This window comes from Cognatundibacterium aquatile (genome assembly GCF_014699135.1).
Taxonomy (GTDB): domain Bacteria; phylum Pseudomonadota; class Gammaproteobacteria; order Burkholderiales; family Burkholderiaceae_D; genus Undibacterium; species Undibacterium aquatile.
On sequence record NZ_JACOFT010000001.1, the window covers coordinates 858,115 to 877,500 of the forward strand.

Here is a 19,386-nt window from a genome sequence, read left to right on the forward strand (position 1 = left end):
GTTGCTATAATTCGTAAAACGTACTGTACGGTACAGTAATGAATGAAAGAGAGAACTTCTTATGTCTTCTATATCTTCACCCGGGTTTTTACCTCAGATTAAGCTCCGCAGATTGCTGCTGGCGCTGACTTTGGCGCTAGGCGGCTGCGCCCAGTTGCCGCAATCAGAACCAACTTTATCAATGAAGACTGGCGCTGATTTTCCAGCGGCAAACGCGTTCGCAGCGACTACCTCCGCTACCAGCATCTGGCCCGATGAACGTTGGTGGCAGGCATATCAGGATGCGCAACTGAATACTTTGATTGACGAAGCCTTGCGTGATGCGCCGGACATGAGCGCCGCTGCCGCACGACTGGCAAGAGCAGAAGCCTTCAGTCAGGTAAAAAATGCGGCAACAAAGCCGCAGGTCAATGCCAATGCATCGATTACAGAGCAAAAGATGAGTTACAACTATCTGACGCCAAAGTCGATGACGCCGAATGGCTGGAATGATTACGGACGCGCGACTTTAGATGTCAGCTGGGAGCTGGATTTCTGGGGTAGAAATCGCGCTGCACTGGCGGCGGCGACTTCACAGGAGCAAGCCAGCCGCGCCGAATACGCACAGGCGCGTCTGACTCTTGCCGCGGCCATCGCCAGTCAGTACGCCGATCTGGCGCAATTATTTGTATTACGCGACACGCTGCAACGTTCGGTAGAGATACGTCAGAAAACCGTCCAGATGTTTGCCGACCGGTTTGCCTATGGCATGGAAACCAAAGGCGGGCTGAGTGAAGCGAAAGTCCGACTGATCAGTGCCGAAGCGGAGTTGTTGGCAAACGAAGAGCAAATCGGTCTGCAGCGTTATCGGATTGCTGCGTTGCTGGGTGCCGGGCCTGACCGTGCGCTGGCGATTTCCCGTCCTACCGTGAATTTGCAGATGCCCACCGGTCTTCCTGCGGAACTGGCGACAAATCTGTTGGGACGCCGCCCGGACATCGTTGCGGCCCGCCTGCAAGCCGAAGCCAGTGCGCACAGCATAGATCAGAAAAAAGCAGAGTTTTATCCGAATATCAATCTGTCGGCATTCATAGGCGTGCAATCGCTGGATCTGAATATGCTGAGTAAAAGTGGTTCCTCCACCGGCAGTATCGGCCCGGCGATTTCTTTACCGATCTTCACCGCAGGTCGCTTGCAGGGTGAGTTACGCAGCAGCACCGCCAGCTATAACGAAGCTGTGGCGAACTACCACCGCGCGATTAGTCAGGCCTTGCAGGAAGTGGCCAGTGCCGGTCTGAGCCAGCAGGCATTAAGTGCGCAACTGATGAAAAGCAAACAAGGTGTTGCGGCGGCGACCGATGCCTACGGCGTTGCAAAAAATCGCTATCAGGGTGGTCTGGCAACGTATCTCGAAGTTTTATCCGCGGAAGATAGTCTGCTGATCAACCTGCGTGCACTGACCACGCTGGAGGCGCGTGCCTTTACTCTCGATGTCGCGATGAAGCGCGCGCTCGGCGGCGGTTATCAGTCAACTGCAAATACTTAATTTAAAAATTATCTGAAGGATTTTTACCATGTCTGAAACGAATCTGAACGCAAATAACGTACAAAGACGCAATAAATTACTGGGCGGTGTTGCAGGTGTCGTGGCTTTATCTGCGATCGCCGCAGGTGTTTACTGGTTCACGTATGGCTCGCATTTTGTCTCTACCGATAACGCCTACGCTGCAGTCGAAGTGGCGCAGGTGACATCGGCCGTCGGCGGCACGATTAACGAAGTATTAGTCACGGATACCCAAGCGGTAAAAAAAGGCCAGATCCTGGTCAGGATCGACCCTGCGGATGCGCGTCTGGCACTGGCGCAGGCCGAGGCTGATCTGAATCGTGCTGTACGCCGGGTCAGAGGATTTGTCGCCAATGATGCCAGTCTGAAAGCACAGATCACTGCCCGCGAAGCCGATGAGAAAAAAGCAGCGGCGCAGTTGCGTGCGGCGGAAGCCGATTTCGAGCGGGCAAAAATTGATCTGCAACGCCGCGAAGCATTGGCCGCCTCAGGCTCGGTTTCCGGTGATGAACTGACCCGTGTACAGAATGCTTTTACAACTGCGAAAGCGAATCTGGAAGCGAGCCGCGCCGCCGCTGCGCAGGCGCAGGCAAATCAAACTATGGCGCTTGGCTCACGTGAGGCCAATGCCGTATTGATCGCTAATGTCAGTGAAGAAAACAATCCGGAAGTTGCTCTTGCCCGCGCCCGCCGCGATCAGGCTGCGCTTGATCTGGAACGCACTGTCGTGCGCGCACCGGTTGACGGCATTATTGCTAAACGCCAGGCTCAGCTTGGTCAGCGCGTGTCGTCAGGCGTGCCATTGTTATCGGTCGTGCCTGTGCAGGAGATGCACGTTGATGCGAACTTCAAAGAAGTACAACTGGAAAATGTTCGTGCCGGTCAGCCGGTTGCATTGCAGGCGGATATCCACGGTAGCAGCGTGACTTATCACGGCATAGTAGAAGGCTTTTCGGGTGGATCGGGCGCTGCGTTTGCCGCGATTCCGGCACAGAACGCAACCGGTAACTGGATCAAAGTTGTCCAACGTTTACCGGTACGTATCAAGCTCGACTCCAAAGAGCTGCAAGCCCATCCGCTGAAAGTCGGCCTTTCCATGAGCGCCCGCATTGATACCCGCGATCAGCAACGCTAAGGAGGCAATATGAAAAACCATGCTTTGCAGAGCGGAGCACCCGGTACGCCAGCGGGGAGCGCGTCAGAAGATGCACCGCTGACAGGCGGCATGCTCTGGTTCGCCGCCATCATTCTGGCGGCTGCCAATTTTATTGCCGTGCTGGATATGACGATTGCGAATGTATCTGTACCGACCATCGCTGGTGCAATGGGTGCGACCAGCAGTCAGGGCACCTGGGTGATTACCTCGTATGCAGTGGCAGAGGCGATTACAGTACCGCTGACTGGCTGGCTCGCAGCGCGTTTTGGCGCTGTGCGTGTATTCACGATAGCGATGGCGATGTTCGGCATTTTCTCTGGTCTTTGCGGCCTCGCCAATTCTCTCGGCATGCTGGTATTTGCGCGTATCTGTCAGGGTTTTGCGGGTGGCCCGTTGATGCCATTGTCACAAACTTTATTGCTGCGGATTTTTCCGAAAGAGAAAGCACCGGCAGCGATAGGTTTATGGTCGATGACCACTCTGATCGCTCCGGTGCTGGGCCCCATTCTTGGCGGTTATCTGTGTGATGATTTTTCCTGGCCGTGGATTTTTTATATCAATCTGCCGATTGCCGTTTTATGCGCGGCGATGGCGTGGCAATTACTCAAACGCTATGAAAAAGCGCCGGTGCTCAATCCGATAGACAAAGTCGGGCTGGCATTGCTGGTGATCTGGGTCGGTGCTTTGCAACTGGTGCTGGATGAAGGAAAAGAACTCGATTGGTTTGCCTCAACTGAAATCGTTTTGCTCAGTCTGGTGGCGGCGGTGGGTTTCGTCGTTTTTCTAATCTGGGAGTTTCATGAAAAGCATCCGATTGTCGATTTACGGGTGTTCCGGCATCGCGGGTTTTCCGTCAGCGTACTCACGATCAGTGTCGCGTTTGCTGCCTTTTTTGCTGCGAATGTGTTGACGCCACAATGGTTGCAGGCATTCATGGGATACACCTCAACCAAGGCTGGCATGGTAACGGCATGGACAGGTATTTTTGCTGTCTTTGTTGCGCCTCTTGCCGCTGGCTTGTCGTCGAAAACAGATCCGCGCCGGTTGGTGTTTGGCGGCGTTGCATGGCTGGGGCTGATGACTTTGTGGCGCACCTTTGCCACGACAGATATGGGCTACTGGGACATTGCCATGCCGCTGATGTTCATGGGATTAGGTTTGCCCTTCTTCTTCATTCCTACAACCGGGCTCGCTATGGCCAGTGTCGAGGAACGTGAAATGGATTCTGCCGCGGGTCTGATGAATTTTTTACGGACTTTATCCGGTGCGTTTGCAACCTCAATGGTGACAACCATCTGGGATGATCAGATTTCCCGCAATCATGCCGAACTGGTCGGGCTCACCGATACCGATCTGAGTGTACAGAAAATGCTGGAAAGCTCAGGAATGGCAATTGATGCGGTTCGGGGAACCATCGATTCTCTGGTTACCAGTCAAAGCGTGATGCTGGCGACCAACCAGTTAATGATGGGTATCGCTGTCGCATTTCTGGTTGCTGCGTCGGTGATCTGGCTGGCACCGAAACCGACCAGAGTGGTCGAGCCGGGAGCGGGCGGACACTAGACGACACCCGTTCGTCAGGCGACTGACCGGTGCAGCGGATGCCGGTCAGCCCTTTCATTTAATTTCTCACGGATGACAGGAGAATTCTCATGTTCAAACATATTCTTGTTCCCACTGATGGCTCTGCACTATCGCAGGCAGCCATAGAAAAAGCGGTGTTGTTTGCGAAAGAGTCTGGTGCGCGCATCAGTTTTTTCTGTGCCGCGCAAGCCGCTACCATGTACGATGGGCTGGGCGGCATTTTTTCTGCGCAGACACCTGCAACTCTGCGCGACATCGCGAATAACATCAGTCAGGAAATTCTTGCTGCGGCAGAAAAGCAGGCGCAGATACAGGGTGTTCCTTGTACAACGTTGTCGCAGATTGCAGAGCAGCCTTATGCTGCAATTATCGAGGCAGCGACGCTGCAGGGCTGTGATTTAATTTTCATGGCTTCTCACGGCAGGCGCGGGCTGGATGCCTTGTTACTCGGCAGCGAAACGCAGAAGGTACTCACACATTCGACTATACCGGTATTGGTTTATCGTTGATTTAATCGTCGCCTGTCATGCCGGCACACCCAGTATCACGCTGGAGGCTTTGAATATACCGGTGGCAGCTGTGCCGGTCTGCAAGCCCAGCGCGATGCAGCTGTCATTGGTGATGATGGCAGCCAGTGTACTGCCGCCTTCCATCGTGATAATAATTTCGGTATTCACGGCACCCGGTTGTATGCGTGTGACGATGCCGCTTAACTGATTGCGTGCCGATAAGCGGGTATTCTGATTTTCTGTCATGACGATAATCGACGAAGATTTGATCAGCGCAAATGCTTCTGCACCCGGCTGTAACCCCAGCTCTTCCGTGCTTTCATGGGTAATGACGGCGACAATTTTTTGCCCGCCTGCAATCGTCAGTTCTATTTCATCATTCACCGCGCCCAGTTTGATGTGCGTGACTTTGCCCAGATAATGATTGCGGGCGCTGGTTTTCATATTCATTTTTTTGATGAGTAAAAAATCGTCGGCGATGCCATCCGCTTGCTGACTGAGTTGCCGGATAAAATCACGATGTTCCTGTTCGATAATGTGGAAGTTGTCGATCAGTTGCTGACCGCGTTGCGTGAGCCTTGTCCCGCCGCCGCCTTTGCCGCCGGTCAGTCGTTCAACCAGCGGTTCGCCCGCCAGATTGTTCATGCTGTCAATCGCATCCCAGGCGGCTTTATAGCTCATCTTCATGGCTTTGGCTGCTTGTGTGATCGAGCCGCAAGCGGCGATTTGCGCCAGCAGGGCAATCCTGCCTTTGCCGCCGAAATTTTCTCCATCAACGGTCATCCAGACCGAGCCATGTAAGGCTATCGTTTTCTCTTTGCTCGTCATACAAACACCCGTCTTAAAAACATCTGCCAGAAGCTGGCAGTGTCGGAAGTATCAGCCGTAGCGCTGAAGTCACGCTGCCCTTTTCTTCGTCAGCTGTGAGAACGTCATTGTTCATACGCATTGGCTGAGTACGACCGGTGCATCATCATGACGAATTTTCCCATCACGTAAATGCACAACGTGATCGCCAAAGACATGGGCGTCTTCCGGATCATGCGTGATCAATATCATCGGTACTTGCAATGTACGTTGCAAACTATCGAGTTCTTTGCGCATCAGAATACGCAAAGATGGATCAAGCGCAGCGAATGGCTCATCCAGCAATAATGCCCGGGGTTCCGCAACCAATGCCCGTGCCAACGCCGTACGCTGTTTTTGTCCGCCCGAAAGTTCATGTGGAAGCTGATCGGCGACTGTTTGTAAATCCAGCGCAGCTAACCAATGATTGACCTTTTCATTGCTGCGTTGCCGGTCCGGATTACGCCAACCCTGCGTCAGTCCGAAACCGATATTCTGGCGCACGTTCAGGTGCGGGAATAAAGCGTATTCCTGAAACAGATAGGCAATATTCCGCTTTTGCGGTGCCAGATGAATGCGCTGCTGATGATCAAATAAAGTCGTTTCGCCGAGACGGATATGGCCGCGATCTGGCGTCAGTAATCCGGCAATCGCTTTCAGCGTCAGGCTCTTGCCCGCGCCGGAATCGCCGAGGATGACGACGCGCTGCTGATCGCTGGCGAACTGAATATCGAGTTCAAACCGACGTGTGCCTGAGATCAGCGTTTTCTGAATGTGGAGATCAAACTGCATAGACCATTCCGTTATGAAGAGCGATGTGCGATGCGCCCCGGCGCCAGTTTTCCTGCCAGCAGTAACACGCTGATGCAGACGAATGAGGTCAGTAACACCAGCGTGTTGGCGACATCGTCCTGCCCGGCCTGCACGGCTTCATACACGGCGATAGACAGGGTTTGTGTTTTACCAGGGATGCTGCCGGCGATCATCAAGGTTGCGCCGAACTCACCTAATGCCCGTGCGAATGCCAGCAACACACCGGCCAGAATCCCGCGCCATGCGAGTGGCAGGGTCACACGAAAGAAAATACCAATTTCTGAAATACCTAGTACGCGCGCGGCTTGTTCCAGTTGTCCGTCGATTGCTTCAAAGGCGGCTCGTGCCGGTTTAAAGACTAAAGGAAACGCGACGACAGCAGCGGCAATGACGGCGCCTTGCCAGGTAAAGATCAGGCTGATGCCAAGATGATCCTGCAGCCATGCGCCAAGCCAGCTGCGGCGTCCCAGCAAGACCAGCAGATAATATCCGAGCACCGTTGGAGGCATCACCATCGGTAAGGTCAGCAAGGTGTCGAGCAGATCGCGCCCGGGAAAGCGAACGCGCGCCAACAGATAGCCAACGGCGATACCCGCAACCAGATTCAGCGCGGTCGCCCAACCGGCAACTTTCAGCGACAACAGCAGCGCGTTCCATGCGACATCCATACCAGACGATCAGCCTTTCTTAAATCCGTATTTCGTCAACACCGTCTGTCCCGGTGCGGACAGCAGATAGTTGATGAAGCGCTTCGCTTCTTCTGCATTAGCACTATTTTTGATGCGGGCAACCGGATAACTGATCGCTGTGGCAGTCGGTATTTCCAGCACGACTTTGACTTTGTCTTTCATGATCGCGGCATCCGTCGCATAAACGAAGCCAGCGTCAACCTCGCTGCGGGCAACGTAATCGAGCGATTGCCGTACGTTTTGCGTGCTGATGGTTTTGTTTTCGAGTGCTGGCCACAGTTTTGCCGTTTCCAACGCCTGCATGGTATAGCGACCCACGGGCACGCTGGCCGGATTGCCAATCGCGATGCGTTTGATATTTGCCTGATTCAGATCGTCGAGTCGTTTGATGGCGATTTTACTGTCGGCTGGTTCGATCAGAACGAGGGCATTCCGCACAAAATCATGACGGTCACTCGCCATTACCAAGCCCTGTTTTTCTGCGGCATCCATGGTTTCCTGATCCGCCGAGGCGAACACATCTACCGGTGCGCCTTTGGCGATTTGCTGCAACAAGGCACCTGATGCAGCAAAGTTCAGGGAGACTTTCGCATCCGGATATTGCGCCTGATAATTCTGTGCAATTTCTTTGAACGCGTTGGTCAGACTGGCTGCTGCCGAAACCGTGATTTCTGCCGCACAGGCGAGATTTGAAACCCCGACCAGTAAAGTTGCCAACATCAGGCGTTTCAAGGTTTTCGTTTGCACGTGACAGCTCCGGTGAGTTGAACAGAAGTCGTAATATACACTTATATATAACGCTATCAAAGACCGAGTCCGGATAATCTTGACTCAGGTCAGTTTAGAAAGAAAAACCGGGAGCATAAGGGGCGGGGAGGCACCTGATCGTTGTCTCAATATCGGGGCAGGGCTGGTCGTGCTTTTTCGCAAAAAAAAACACCAGCTCGTAAGCTGGTGTTTTTTAGGATAAGAGACTGATCAGAATCCAAGCCGGAAATCGACCCTGAAACTGTTAGCACGATAGGTATTCGCACCCATAGAACCTAGCCAGCTAAAGTTGGTTGTTAAACCACGACGCGATCTGACATTCAGACCCAGACCGACAGACTGGATATCTTCCGGTAAACCAACGACGACGACACTGTAATTAGTGCTGCCTGCACCCAGATCTGTGTAATACATAGACTGATCCATATCACCGCTGGTGCGGTGACGCAATTGCAGCTTCAACGATGGTGAAACCTGACCAAACTCGTAGTACAGGTCTTTTGCAATCGTCAGACCTCCGGTCAATGCAGTGGTAGTGCTGCGGGCATTATTCAGAGAAAGAGCTAAAACGCTGCCGCGCTCATTGTAGGCATCCAGTCTGGCATGCAATACATCGAGACGTCCGAATGGCTGAATATGTAAATCATTGCCCATCGTGATATCGCGTGTCAGCGCCGTCGATGCAAAGCTGACCTGACCGGAACGCTCGCCCGCCAGCAACTGATTATTGACATCATCCCAGCGACGATTATCAAAATTGAGCTTGCCCATACCTACGACACCATCCACAAACCATTGTTTCTCTGGCTTGTACGTGCCGTACAACATGCCAGACCATTGTCTGGATTTGCTTTCGCTCCCCAGCGTATCCATGGTTGCTGTGTCACGTGCATAGCCAATCGATGCGCCAATGATCAGCTTGGGATTCCACATCATATCCAAACCGATAGTAAGGCCGCTGCTGGAGAATTTTGTCCGCTTACCATTCTGAGCATCAATACCACCAACGTCGATATTACCCGCCGTCCAGATGCCGATTGGCTTACCCGCAATCTGCAGCAATTCATTATTTTTTGCTGGTTCTTCTTCATTGTTACCATCATCTGCATGGAAGGCTTCACCTTTGGCAAATGGCGCTTTTGCCATTGTGTATTCCTGGGAATCCTTCGGACTCAGATGGTACGAATCGTTACCGAAGGTGTCCTTGCTTGCAGTCAGATTGTCAGAAATTTTATTAACAGCCATTCTGAACATATCCAGTCCGGGGGCATTGAGTGCGACACCAAAGCGGTTTTTAATCGAAAAGTCGCTATGCAGAATCTGAACGTGGCTATACACGTTCGTGATCTGGGTCTCTGTGAAGCGCTGGCTGATATTAGCCGCAGCAACTGCCGTCGCTTTCACTACAGCATTGCTCACAGGATCAGGGCGTTTGCCGACGACGACATTCAACACCGTGCTATTCGCACCAGCAGTTATCGCATCGCCAGAGTAGAGCGCAGTAATTAAATGAGTACCGACCGACAGATTTTTCGTCATTAACGCGGCGGAACCATTTGCCAATGGCACGCTTCCCAGATTTACCTGTCCGTCCATAAAGATGACTGAACCCGTCGATGTTGCCGGGCTCACCGCCGCAGTCAACGTCACAGCAACGCCATCCAACACCTGTGATTGGGACGTGCCTATCGTTACAGCAGAAGCAGTGAGGTTCTGAATTTCAATGCTAATGCTGGTCGTTGCCGGATTGAAATTGCTTTCGCCGTCTTTGGTTGCGGTAACAACACATGTGCCAGCGGTGCTACCAGCTGACAGGATATTGCCAGACAAACTGCAAGCACCAGATGTGATGGCAAAACTGACCGCGCCGCTGCCGGAACCGCCAGAGGCAGTGATGATTGCTTTGCCTGTCGATGTATAGATGGCGCGTTTATCTGCGTTCAGCACCAATGCGATCTGCGCATTCTTACTAACACTCAGACTATATGTCGCCAATGTCTGTGCATTGATACCTTTGACTGCTGCCTGTGTTGCCGTAATGGTCACGCTACCGGATACCAGCGCAGAGACTTTACCAACGCCATCGATACTCGCGATGGTGGGGTTACTGCTGCTATAGCTGATCGCACCATAACTGCCACCGCTGAGTGTGGAGGTCGCGATATTCGTCAGGCTGTTACCGATAGTGATTTGCAACGGCCCCGGTTGGCTGAAGCTGAGTACTGGCAATGGTAATGCCGTAACCGTTAAGGCGTAGGTTTGTATAGCCTGTTCGTTCACTCCGTTCACTGCTGTTTGCGTCGCCGTAATTGTCACTGCCCCTGCATTCAATGTAGTGACTGTGCCGCTGGAATTGACCGTGGCGATGGCGGGATTACTGCTGCTGTAGCTGATTGCACCATAATTGCCACCGCTGAGTGTGGAGGTCGCGATATTCGTCAGGCTGTTACCTAATGTGACTTGTAACGGACCCGCTTGGCTGAAACGCAGCACAGGTACATCAATAACACTCAGGCTGTATGTCTTTGTCGATAGTCCGTTCACTCTTGTGACAGCTGCCTGTGTTGCGGTAATTGTGACCGTTCCCGTATTCAGCGTCGTGACGGCGCCGCTGGCGTTGACCGTGGCGATGGTGGGATCGCTACTGCTGTAGCTGATCGTGCCGTAACTGCCGCCAGTCAATGTCGACGTCACAGTATTTGTCAGGCTGTTGCCGACGGTTACTGCGAGTGGGCCAGTCTGATTGAAATTTAAAACGGGGACAGGCACGGGGTTGACGGTGAGGCTGTAAGTCTTGATCACCTGCGCGTTTATTCCTGTGACAGCTGCCTGTGTTGCGGTAATGGTGACCGTTCCCGCATTCAGTGTCGTGACGGAGCCGCTGGCGTTCACTGTGGCAATGGTGGAGTCACTACTGCTGTAGCTGATCGCTCCATAACTGCCGCCAGTCAATGTCGACGTCACCGTATTTGTCAGGCTGTTGCCGACGGTTATTGCGAGCGGCCCCGGCTGATTGAAATTTAAAACGGGGACAGGCACGGGATTGACGGTGAGGCTGTAAGTATTGATCACCTGTGCGTTGATTCCTGTGACAGCTGCCTGCGTTGCGGTAATTGTGACCGTTCCCCCACTCAAGGTAGTGACGGTGCCGCTGGCGTTCACCGTGGCAACGGCGGTATTGCTGCTGGTGTAGGTGATCGCACCATAACTGCCTCCGCTGAGCGTTGATGTTGCTGGATTTGTCAGACCATTGCCGGCAGTGATCGGGGGCGGGCTAGGTTGATTGAAACTCAGAATCTGCGGTGGAGTCACAACAAGGTTGTAGGTCACCGAATATCGACCGGAGCTGCGACTATCCAAAATCATTTCTATTTGGTACGTTCCCGTATTTGAAGCAGTGAAATTAAAAGAAGCAGTTTGAGCGGCCGTATTATATTGCCCTTGGCGCGGTTGAACTGAAGCGGGAGTATTTGGACTAATATCGTTAACCCTTGCTGTGGAATCGTATGCGAAGCTGATGTTGCAATCGGTGTTTACTGTACAAAAGTAGCTGCTACCTTGGGCTGGGTTAAAACTCATGGGCGGCGTTGGAATCACAACAAGGTTGTAGGTCACCGGATATTGAACGGAGTTGGTATCAAATAAAATAATGTCTATTTGGTACGTTCCAGTATTTAAAGCAGTGAAATTAAAAGAAACAGTTTTAGTTATCCCATTCAACTGCCCTCCGTACCCATTTGCTAGTGAAGCTGGAAAATTCGCATTAAAATTACTAATTGTTCCAGCGAAGCCGTATGTGAGGCTGATGGTGCAATTGGTGTTTACTGTGCAAGTGTAGTTGCTACCCTGGGCTGGATTGAAACTAATTGGGTCTGCATGCACCGGTAGCGCCGTGCTGAGGATGGTGATGAAGAGGCTGGCAAAAGCCAGCCATCTTATCGAAAAGATGCGTTGGAGCATGGCGCGACTTTCAAATAAATAGAGCGAAACGGGGAAAAGATGTGTCTGCAACGCCAGCGCATTGATGCACTATCAGAGCTCAATGCGAGCATTGACTGCGGAAAAGTGAGCGGTAAAGCACAGATGAGGATTCCATTGTACAGTTTTTATTTTTGCAACAATGAAAATTACCACCGAAGTCCCGACAGTGTTGTTTTTTTAAAAATAGACGTATGAGTATGTGACTAATACGAAACTGCTGACAGTATCAGGGGATGGTTATGCACGAAGACGCGTTCAAGGCAATTTGCTGAGGGTATTTGAACAATACCGTGAGATGACGTCATGTGTGCATCTGGTTGACGTGTAGGTTGGGTGCCGTCTTTATTTTGCCTTGCCGGGGCAATTTTTCGTTAGTCTCAATGAAATACAACGAGGACTGCTTTTTTACCTTCACCCGCTCAAGCGAGCAGGTGAAGGCTTCGAACGTATCCGGCTAGTGTTTGCTCAGCCGCAAGCGCCGACGTAGCCGCAGGAAACACAACGGCTGCAGCCGTCGATTTTTTGCAATGCATACGCGCCGCAATCCGGGCATTTTTTTCCACTAGGGATATACGATACCGGCGCAGTTTCCGCGACGTAAGTCAGATCATTGACGCCATATTGCTGCAGGCGGGATTTAAATTTCTCAGCCAGTACATGCACCGGAATCTGATTACCGGATGCGTCCAGAAAGCCGCGTTTCATCAGGATGCGCTGCAATGCGTAGCCGATGGCAGCCACTTCGGATTCGTGGAACAGCGGCGCTTGTGAGCCGTCGTCTTTGGTCAGCATGCCGCAGCGTACGGTGCCTTTATCCCACACCACTTCACGCATATCGGCCAAGGCTTTTGCAATCGAACCACCAGAGCGCGCCGCCATCGACAGCAGCCGCATGCTGGCGGAAATCCATTGCTGGCCGTCGTTTTTCTGACCGGCTGGCATGAAGAATTCAAACGGACGTTCTATCGTGATCAGTTCGCCGCCGACCATACCTTGTACGTGTATGAAGCTGACGGTCAGGTAGACCGTTTTTTTACCTTCATAGGTGGTGTACTGCACTTTTGAGGTGATCGATTCCAGATCGCCGAAAGGACGTCCCTCAAACTGCTTGCGCAGCAAATCTTCATCATGCGGCTGATGCGTAACCGTCGTAGCCGTTTCGGTTTCCGGTGTGGTGCTGGCGACAGATAAGACGCTGCCGAGTATGCTGTTTGGCCGGTAGGTTGCCAGACCTTTGAGTCCGGCGCGCCATGCGTCCATATACAAATTCTGGAAGTCTTCGTATGGATAATCGGCCGGAACATTCACTGTTTTCGAGATCGCCGAGTCTATGTAAGGCTGCACGACCTGCAGCATTTTCATGTGGTCGCTGGCTGACATATTCAGCGCGGTGACAAACTGATGCGGCAATTTGCTGTCGTCGGACACGTCATGTCCCATCGCGCGGTATAAACGCCAGGCGTGATCGGCGACTTCATAGATACGCGCGTCGCCAACGGCCATGCGCTTTTTACGGTTATAGACCCATGAAAACGCGGGCTCGATACCATTCGATGCATTGTCGGCGAATGCCAGTGTGATGGTGCCGGTCGGCGCAATCGACAGCAGGTGAGAATTGCGCAGACCATTTTTTTCTATGGCTTTACGAACTGCCTTCGGCAGACGTTGTGCGAACTGTCCCGCCAGATATTTCTGGCTGTCGAACAAGGGGAATGCGCCTTTTTCTTTTGCCAGTTCGGCGGAGGCGAGATACGCCGTATCGCGCAGAACTTCAGATACCTGACGGGCGAATTCTCGCCCTTCGTCGGAATCGTAGCGTATGCCCAGCATCACCAGAGTGCTACCTATGCCGAGAAAGCCAAGGCCGACGCGTCGCTTTGACATCGCTTCGGCTTTTTGCAGATCAAGTGGCCATGCGGTGGCATCGAGCACATTGTCGAGCATGCGGGTCGCCACTGTGATGACGGATTTAAATGCATCAAAATCAAAGCTGGTGCCGAGCGAGAAGGGATTTTTGACGAAACGTGTCAGATTGATAGAGCCGAGGCAGCAGCAGCCATAATCCGGCAAAGGCTGTTCGGCGCAAGGATTGGTCGCTTCGATTTTTTCACAGTAATACAGATTGTTTTCTGTATTCATGCGTGACAGGAACAGAATGCCTGGCTCTGCATGGTCGTAAGTCGATTTCATGACGACTTCCCACAGGTCGCGGGCGCGCAGTGTTTCGTAGACCCACAGACCATCTTTACGCTGATAGGCGCCTGCGGCTTTGCGGTCTTCGCTCGGTTCTGCTTTGTGCACGAGGCAGAAATCTGTGTCGTCAGCAACCGCTTGCATGAACTCATCGGTGACGCCGATTGAGATATTAAAGTTGGTCAGGCCGCCTTCGTCTTTCGAGCGGATAAATTCCAGAATATCGGGATGATCGCCGCGCAGCACGCCCATTTGCGCACCACGCCGCGCACCGGCAGATTCAACCGTCGAGCATGAGGCATTAAATACCTGCATGAAGGATACCGGGCCGGAGGCGCGCGAACGTGTACCGCGCACCAGCGCATCTTTCGGGCGAATGCTGGAAAAATCGTAGCCGACACCGCCGCCGCGCCGCATGGTTTCAGCCGCGTCCGCCAATGCTGCGTAAATGCCGGGTTTGCCATCCGTCGGGCTGGATACAGAGTCGCCGACCGGTTGTACGAAACAGTTAATCAGCGTCGCATGTAAATCCATACCGGCCGCGGAATTAATCCGGCCCGCAGGAACAAAACCGTTTTTTTGCGCCCATAAGAATTTTTCTTCGTAATAGGCCTGCACGTCCGCTTGTTCTACGCTAGCGAGTGCCTTGGCGACGCGTGCCTGCACATCATGAATCGTGGCTTCTTCGCCCTTCGCGTATTTTTCTAATAAAACATCGAGTGAGATTTCCTGTGGCGCCATGTCAGTGATTCCCGGGAGTTGTGCGTTCGCATTCATTATCAGCTTAATTTCTCAGTGAGGATTACAGATTATCGTATCGATTATTGTCGTAAAGCCAGCGCCACTATGATGGGCAGCGCTTCAGTATATGGGGCAGGGGCTGATTTGCCTTGATGGGTATCAAGGCAGACAAAATCCCTGCCTGTTCATCATTTCTTGTTTCAATTCTTACTGATGCAGTAATTTCGCCAGTAAGTAATTGCTATGCTGAAAAGACCCTGATTCTGTGACTCAGCTCAGGTATGGTGCCAGAATTGCCATGGTGCGGGCGGTTGCACCCTGATGCTGTAAAAAAAACGCATAGGCATGTTGTCCCATATCGTTACGTTTTTTATCATCACCAAGTAAGGCAAGCGCTTCGCGTAGCATACTCCGCGCACCGTCAACCCGCAAAGCGGCACCGGCTGCAATGGCCTGATCGGTAATTTCGGAAAAATTAAAGGTATGCAGCCCCGTCAGCACGGCCTTGCCCATGGCACAGGCTTCGATCAGATTATGTCCGCCCAGTGGCACCAGACTGCCACCGACGAAGGCGACATCCGCTGCGGCATAGTACATATACATTTCACCCATGGTGTCACCCAGCAATACTTGTACATCGCTGGCAATCGGCGCGACTGTGTCGTGATCAAGTGTGGAGCGGCGTACATACGCGATGCCACGCGTTTCCAGCATGCCTGCCACCTGATCAAAACGTTGCGGATGGCGCGGTGTGATGATCAGCAGCGGTTTTTCTGTCAGCAACGGAAACTGTTCCTGAAACGCGGCGAGTATCAGTTCTTCTTCGCCGTCACGGGTACTGGCGCACAAGATGACCTGACGCTCGCCAAAACTACGGCGTAAGGCTATGCCGCGTTCTGCCATCAGTGCTGGCGGCGTGACATCAAATTTCATATTGCCTGTGACTTGCGGTTCGCTGATACCCAGTTCACGTAAGCGATCCGCATCCGGATTTGACTGCGCTGCAACCGCGCTGATCGCGTGTGCCGCGGGCAGCATCAGGGCGGACAAACGGCGTGCTTTGTTCAGCGATTTTTCTGACAGTCGTGCATTCACCAGCGTGACCGGCACCTGCAATTCTTTGCATTGAGCAATCAGATTCGGCCAGACTTCCGTTTCTATCAGCACGCACAATTGCGGAGAATAATGCCGCAGAAAACGGCGCATCATCCAGTTAATGTCATACGGCAAAAATGCCTGCGTCAGCCGTGACGATACATCGGCAAACAGCTTGCCGCCGGTTTCACGTCCGGTCGCGGTCATGTGCGTCAGCAGCAGATGATGCTGCGGATACGCATCGAGCAATGCCCGTATCAAAGGCTCGGCGGCGCGAGTTTCACCAGCCGATACCGCATGCACCCAGATCGTTGCCTGCGTTTGATAAGCAGGGAAAAATCCCAGACGTTCGGCGATATGCTGGCGGTAACCCGGCTCGCGACGACCACGCCACCAGAGACGGAATACGGCGAAGGGCAGCGATAAACCCCAGACGAAAGAATAAAGAAGGCGCATGGATTAGTTTTTTCTGAAATTCACCAGCACGATACCACTGAGTACCATCACGGCGCCAATTGCAAAGCGCGGGCTGACGACATCATTCATCAGCACGACACCCGCCGCGACACCAAACAGCGGCGTCAGAAACGAAAACGCAGACAGGCGCGATGCCAGATAGCGGCGCATCAGCCAGAACCATGCCAGATAACTGGCGAAAGCCACCACCACACTTTGAAACAACATGCTGATCCAGGCGGTTTGATCCCACGCTGCAAACACATTATCGCCCTGCGCATAGGCAATGACGGTTAAGGCAACAGCTGCACCGGCGAGCTGATAAAACAGCGTGGTCGTCGGCTCAGCTTCAGATAAGCTCGATTTACGTATCACCACCGTCGTCGATGCCCACAGCAGCGCCGCCAGAATACCGAAACTGTCACCGATCAGCATGTCATGCATGGCGCGTGGGTTATTGCCAAACGCGCCGGAAAACGCAATGGCGACGCCACCAAAGGCCATCAATATGCCCAGCCATTGCCGCGCCTGCAGGCGTTCTGCCGGAATCAGCCAGTGCAGCGCGAGTACCGTGAAGATGGGCGCGGTGTACAAAAACACCGACATGTGTGACGCCGTGGTGAAATTCAGACCATACGAGACCGCCAGAAATTCGCCGGCAAACAGCAGACCGGCCAGCAAACCCGGGCGCAGATGCGGGCCGCTGAGTGTGAACGGAATTTTTCTGAACGAAATTAAAGCGAGCACTAACATGGCGGCAATGCCAGAGCGCAAGCCGAGTTGTAGTGTGGAACTGATAGCATGCGCGGCCATTTTGACCGCCACTTGTTGTAAACCCCAGCACAGGCACAGCAGTAACATCAGACCGATGGCGTTGCCGTCGAGGCTCTTGCGGATAGTCATGTGGTAAAAAAGAAAATAATGCAGAAATCTGAAGAAGCAGGACTATACCCTAAGTCGCACGGCGGCTGAGTTTCTTGTTCAGCAAGCGCCAGATATGGCTGATGCTGGCGACCCGTTGTGACTGTATTGCACGGCGTTTGCGCCAGGTGTCCGGCAAGCCGTACAAGGCGTCACGCTTGGCGCGCAGAATGACCTTGCCCTGACCAGCTTTGATGAAATAGGCAATCGTGATCAGATTCAGCAATATATGCAAAGGCAGACAAAGCCAGAACAGGATGCCGGGCATATTTTTAACGAAAGTCCAGACCAGATTGCGGTGGCCGTAATACACAGAAAAATCGCTGCGTTTGCCGGTTAATGCCGAGCCGACATGATTGGCAACTGACTCCGGCACATACAAACAGCGGTGGCCAAGCAACTGGTAGCGAAAGCCGAGATCGATATCCTCGACATAGCAAAAATAATCTTCATCAAAACCACCAATCGCGTCGAACACATCGCGCCGGTACAAACCGGCGGCTGCGCAGGTCGAAAAAATTTCCCTGCGTTCTAAAAATGATGGCTGCAATGGCTGACCATGGGCTTCACGCCAGACCAGCCCGCTGACGTGATACGCGTCACCGACACCGTCGAGCAGGGTACGTGTGTTGGCATCCATCAGGCGGCTACCGAAGATCGCGAATTCCGGCTGCGCAGCGGCCGCATCGACTAAGGCTTTGAGCCAGTCCGGTTCCGGAAACGCATCCGGATTCAGCAACGCGATCCACTCGCTGTCGGGCGCTGCCAGTTTGACGGCGAGATTATTTCCCGCCGCAAACCCGAGATTGCTGCCCGCATGTATCACTTTGACCTGTGGAAATGCCTGTTCTATCGCATGACCGGAGCCGTCGCTGCTGGCATTGTCCACCACGATGATTTCATGCGGCTGATAACTTTGCGCACACAGATCGGTGACGCAGCGTTGTAGCAAGTCGCCGCCATTCCAGTTGACGATGACGACACTGACTTTGGGGGAATGCGGTGAATGAGCGGCTTGCATGCGGTGATATTCTTTTCGGTTCAAATTGCCGGAGGTGCTGACAGCGGCTGCGTTGTCATAGTAACTGCTGTATTGCCTGTTCGACTTCAGCAACGCCGGGCGGTACGCCATTATCACCGAGGTTGATGATCTTCGGTGACCAGTTTCCTTCGGTTTTCCATTTCGGTGAGGCGCAGTAAATTTCTATGGTCGGCGTTTCGTAGGCGGCTGCGATATGCGTCAGACCGGTATCGACACCGATCGCCAGCGCGGCTGATTGCGCCAGTATCGTGGCCTCTTGCATGGAGAGCGCCGGTAACACCGTGGCATTCGGCATGGCGGCGGCCATTGCTACTGCTTCGGCTTTTTCGGCCGGGCTGCCCCACGGCAGCAGGATAGGTAAATCGTATTGGTACAAATACGCGGCAATCGCTATCCAGTTGTCCCGCGCCCATTTCTTTGCAGCGCCTGCGGTACCGTGGAAAAAGACCACGTAAGGTGTCGCCGGTTTCCAACTGGTGTCACCAGCGGGCACACGCAAGCCGAAACTGGCCGGTGTGTTGACAACGTAGCCAGCCGCTGCGGCAGCGACCAGACGGCCGCGCAAGACAGCATGGGTGTGTTTGTCGACCGGTACGCTGAGATCATGAAATAGTCGCGAAACGCCTTCGTAACCAGAACCCTCGGTACCATTCGCCAGACCGACTTTTTTCCCGTTTGGCGTTTTGCGTGCCATGCCCATGATGAGGCCGGTTTTCAGCAGCCCTTGGGTGTCGAGGATCAGATCGTAGGCGTCATGCCGTAACTGGCGGTAAAAACCGGCGATTTCTGCGCGTGTTGCGGCCGAGCGCAAACTCTTGCGCCAGCGTCGTAAGGCAAAAGGGATGATGTGACGCACACCCGGATGAAGACGCACCAGATTCACATAGGCTTCTTCCACCACCCAATCGATCTGCGCATCAGGGAAATGGCGCAGCAGATCATCAACAACCGGCATGTTATGCAGCACATCGCCAAGGGAAGAAACACGGACCAGCAGAATTTTCACGGAATTGTCAGTCACAAAAGCAGGGACAGATTAAACGAAGAAC

At 53.1% G+C, this 19,386-nt stretch carries 14 protein-coding genes; 4 read left to right on the forward strand and 10 right to left on the reverse strand.

Features of this window, described 5'->3' with window-relative positions; genetic code table 11:
- Nucleotides 1-61 precede the first annotated feature (61 nt).
- From H8K26_RS03885 to H8K26_RS03900, 4 genes are all read left to right on the forward strand, one after another.
- Nucleotides 62-1,525: an efflux transporter outer membrane subunit gene (locus tag H8K26_RS03885; protein WP_190477431.1), complete on the forward strand. Its 1,464-nt coding sequence runs from the start codon at nt 62-64 to the stop codon at nt 1,523-1,525.
- Nucleotides 1,526-1,553: 28 nt separating this feature from the next.
- A complete protein-coding gene (locus tag H8K26_RS03890; protein ID WP_190477433.1) occupies nt 1,554-2,678 on the forward strand; it encodes an HlyD family secretion protein in 1,125 nt (374 codons plus the stop codon).
- A 9-nt stretch (nt 2,679-2,687) separates the two neighbouring features.
- A complete protein-coding gene (locus tag H8K26_RS03895) occupies nt 2,688-4,262 on the forward strand; it encodes a DHA2 family efflux MFS transporter permease subunit (RefSeq protein WP_390365881.1) in 1,575 nt (524 codons plus the stop codon).
- Nucleotides 4,263-4,351: 89 nt separating this feature from the next.
- Nucleotides 4,352-4,792 (forward strand): universal stress protein, encoded by a 441-nt coding sequence (locus H8K26_RS03900; RefSeq protein ID WP_186896462.1) that lies wholly within the window; start codon nt 4,352-4,354, stop codon nt 4,790-4,792.
- Nucleotides 4,793-4,807: 15 nt separating this feature from the next.
- Here H8K26_RS03900 and H8K26_RS03905 read toward each other — a convergent pair whose 3' ends face one another.
- The 10 genes from H8K26_RS03905 to waaC all read right to left on the reverse strand — a co-directional run bounded on the left by H8K26_RS03905 (nt 4,808) and on the right by waaC (nt 19,343).
- Nucleotides 4,808-5,620, reverse strand: coding sequence for a TOBE domain-containing protein (locus tag H8K26_RS03905; RefSeq protein ID WP_190477435.1), 813 nt, complete (start codon nt 5,618-5,620; stop codon nt 4,808-4,810).
- Nucleotides 5,621-5,731: 111 nt separating this feature from the next.
- Nucleotides 5,732-6,430: a sulfate/molybdate ABC transporter ATP-binding protein gene (locus H8K26_RS03910; RefSeq protein WP_190477437.1), complete on the reverse strand. Its 699-nt coding sequence runs from the start codon at nt 6,428-6,430 to the stop codon at nt 5,732-5,734.
- A gap of 11 nt (nt 6,431-6,441) precedes the next feature.
- Nucleotides 6,442-7,119: a molybdate ABC transporter permease subunit gene (modB, locus tag H8K26_RS03915; RefSeq protein WP_190477439.1), complete on the reverse strand. Its 678-nt coding sequence runs from the start codon at nt 7,117-7,119 to the stop codon at nt 6,442-6,444.
- A 9-nt stretch (nt 7,120-7,128) separates the two neighbouring features.
- Nucleotides 7,129-7,887 (reverse strand): molybdate ABC transporter substrate-binding protein, encoded by a 759-nt coding sequence (modA, locus tag H8K26_RS03920; protein ID WP_390365878.1) that lies wholly within the window; start codon nt 7,885-7,887, stop codon nt 7,129-7,131.
- 231 nt (nt 7,888-8,118) lie between these two features.
- Nucleotides 8,119-11,268 (reverse strand): autotransporter domain-containing protein, encoded by a 3,150-nt coding sequence (locus tag H8K26_RS03925; RefSeq protein ID WP_190477442.1) that lies wholly within the window; start codon nt 11,266-11,268, stop codon nt 8,119-8,121.
- A gap of 1,086 nt (nt 11,269-12,354) precedes the next feature.
- The gene (locus tag H8K26_RS03930; RefSeq protein ID WP_190477444.1) at nt 12,355-14,859 is read right to left on the reverse strand and encodes an adenosylcobalamin-dependent ribonucleoside-diphosphate reductase; all 2,505 of its coding nucleotides are present in this window, start codon (nt 14,857-14,859) and stop codon (nt 12,355-12,357) included.
- A gap of 234 nt (nt 14,860-15,093) precedes the next feature.
- On the reverse strand, nt 15,094-16,374 hold the full coding sequence (gene waaA, locus H8K26_RS03935) for a lipid IV(A) 3-deoxy-D-manno-octulosonic acid transferase (RefSeq protein WP_190477445.1): 1,281 nt from the start codon (nt 16,372-16,374) through the stop codon (nt 15,094-15,096).
- A 3-nt stretch (nt 16,375-16,377) separates the two neighbouring features.
- Nucleotides 16,378-17,277, reverse strand: coding sequence for a DMT family transporter (locus H8K26_RS03940; RefSeq protein WP_190477447.1), 900 nt, complete (start codon nt 17,275-17,277; stop codon nt 16,378-16,380).
- Nucleotides 17,278-17,326: 49 nt separating this feature from the next.
- Entirely contained in the window at nt 17,327-18,316 is a 990-nt protein-coding gene (locus H8K26_RS03945) for a glycosyltransferase family 2 protein (protein WP_190477449.1), read from the reverse strand.
- A 55-nt stretch (nt 18,317-18,371) separates the two neighbouring features.
- Complete coding sequence (waaC, locus tag H8K26_RS03950; protein ID WP_190477451.1) at nt 18,372-19,343, reverse strand: lipopolysaccharide heptosyltransferase I; 972 nt, start codon at nt 19,341-19,343, stop codon at nt 18,372-18,374.
- Nucleotides 19,344-19,386 lie beyond the last annotated feature (43 nt).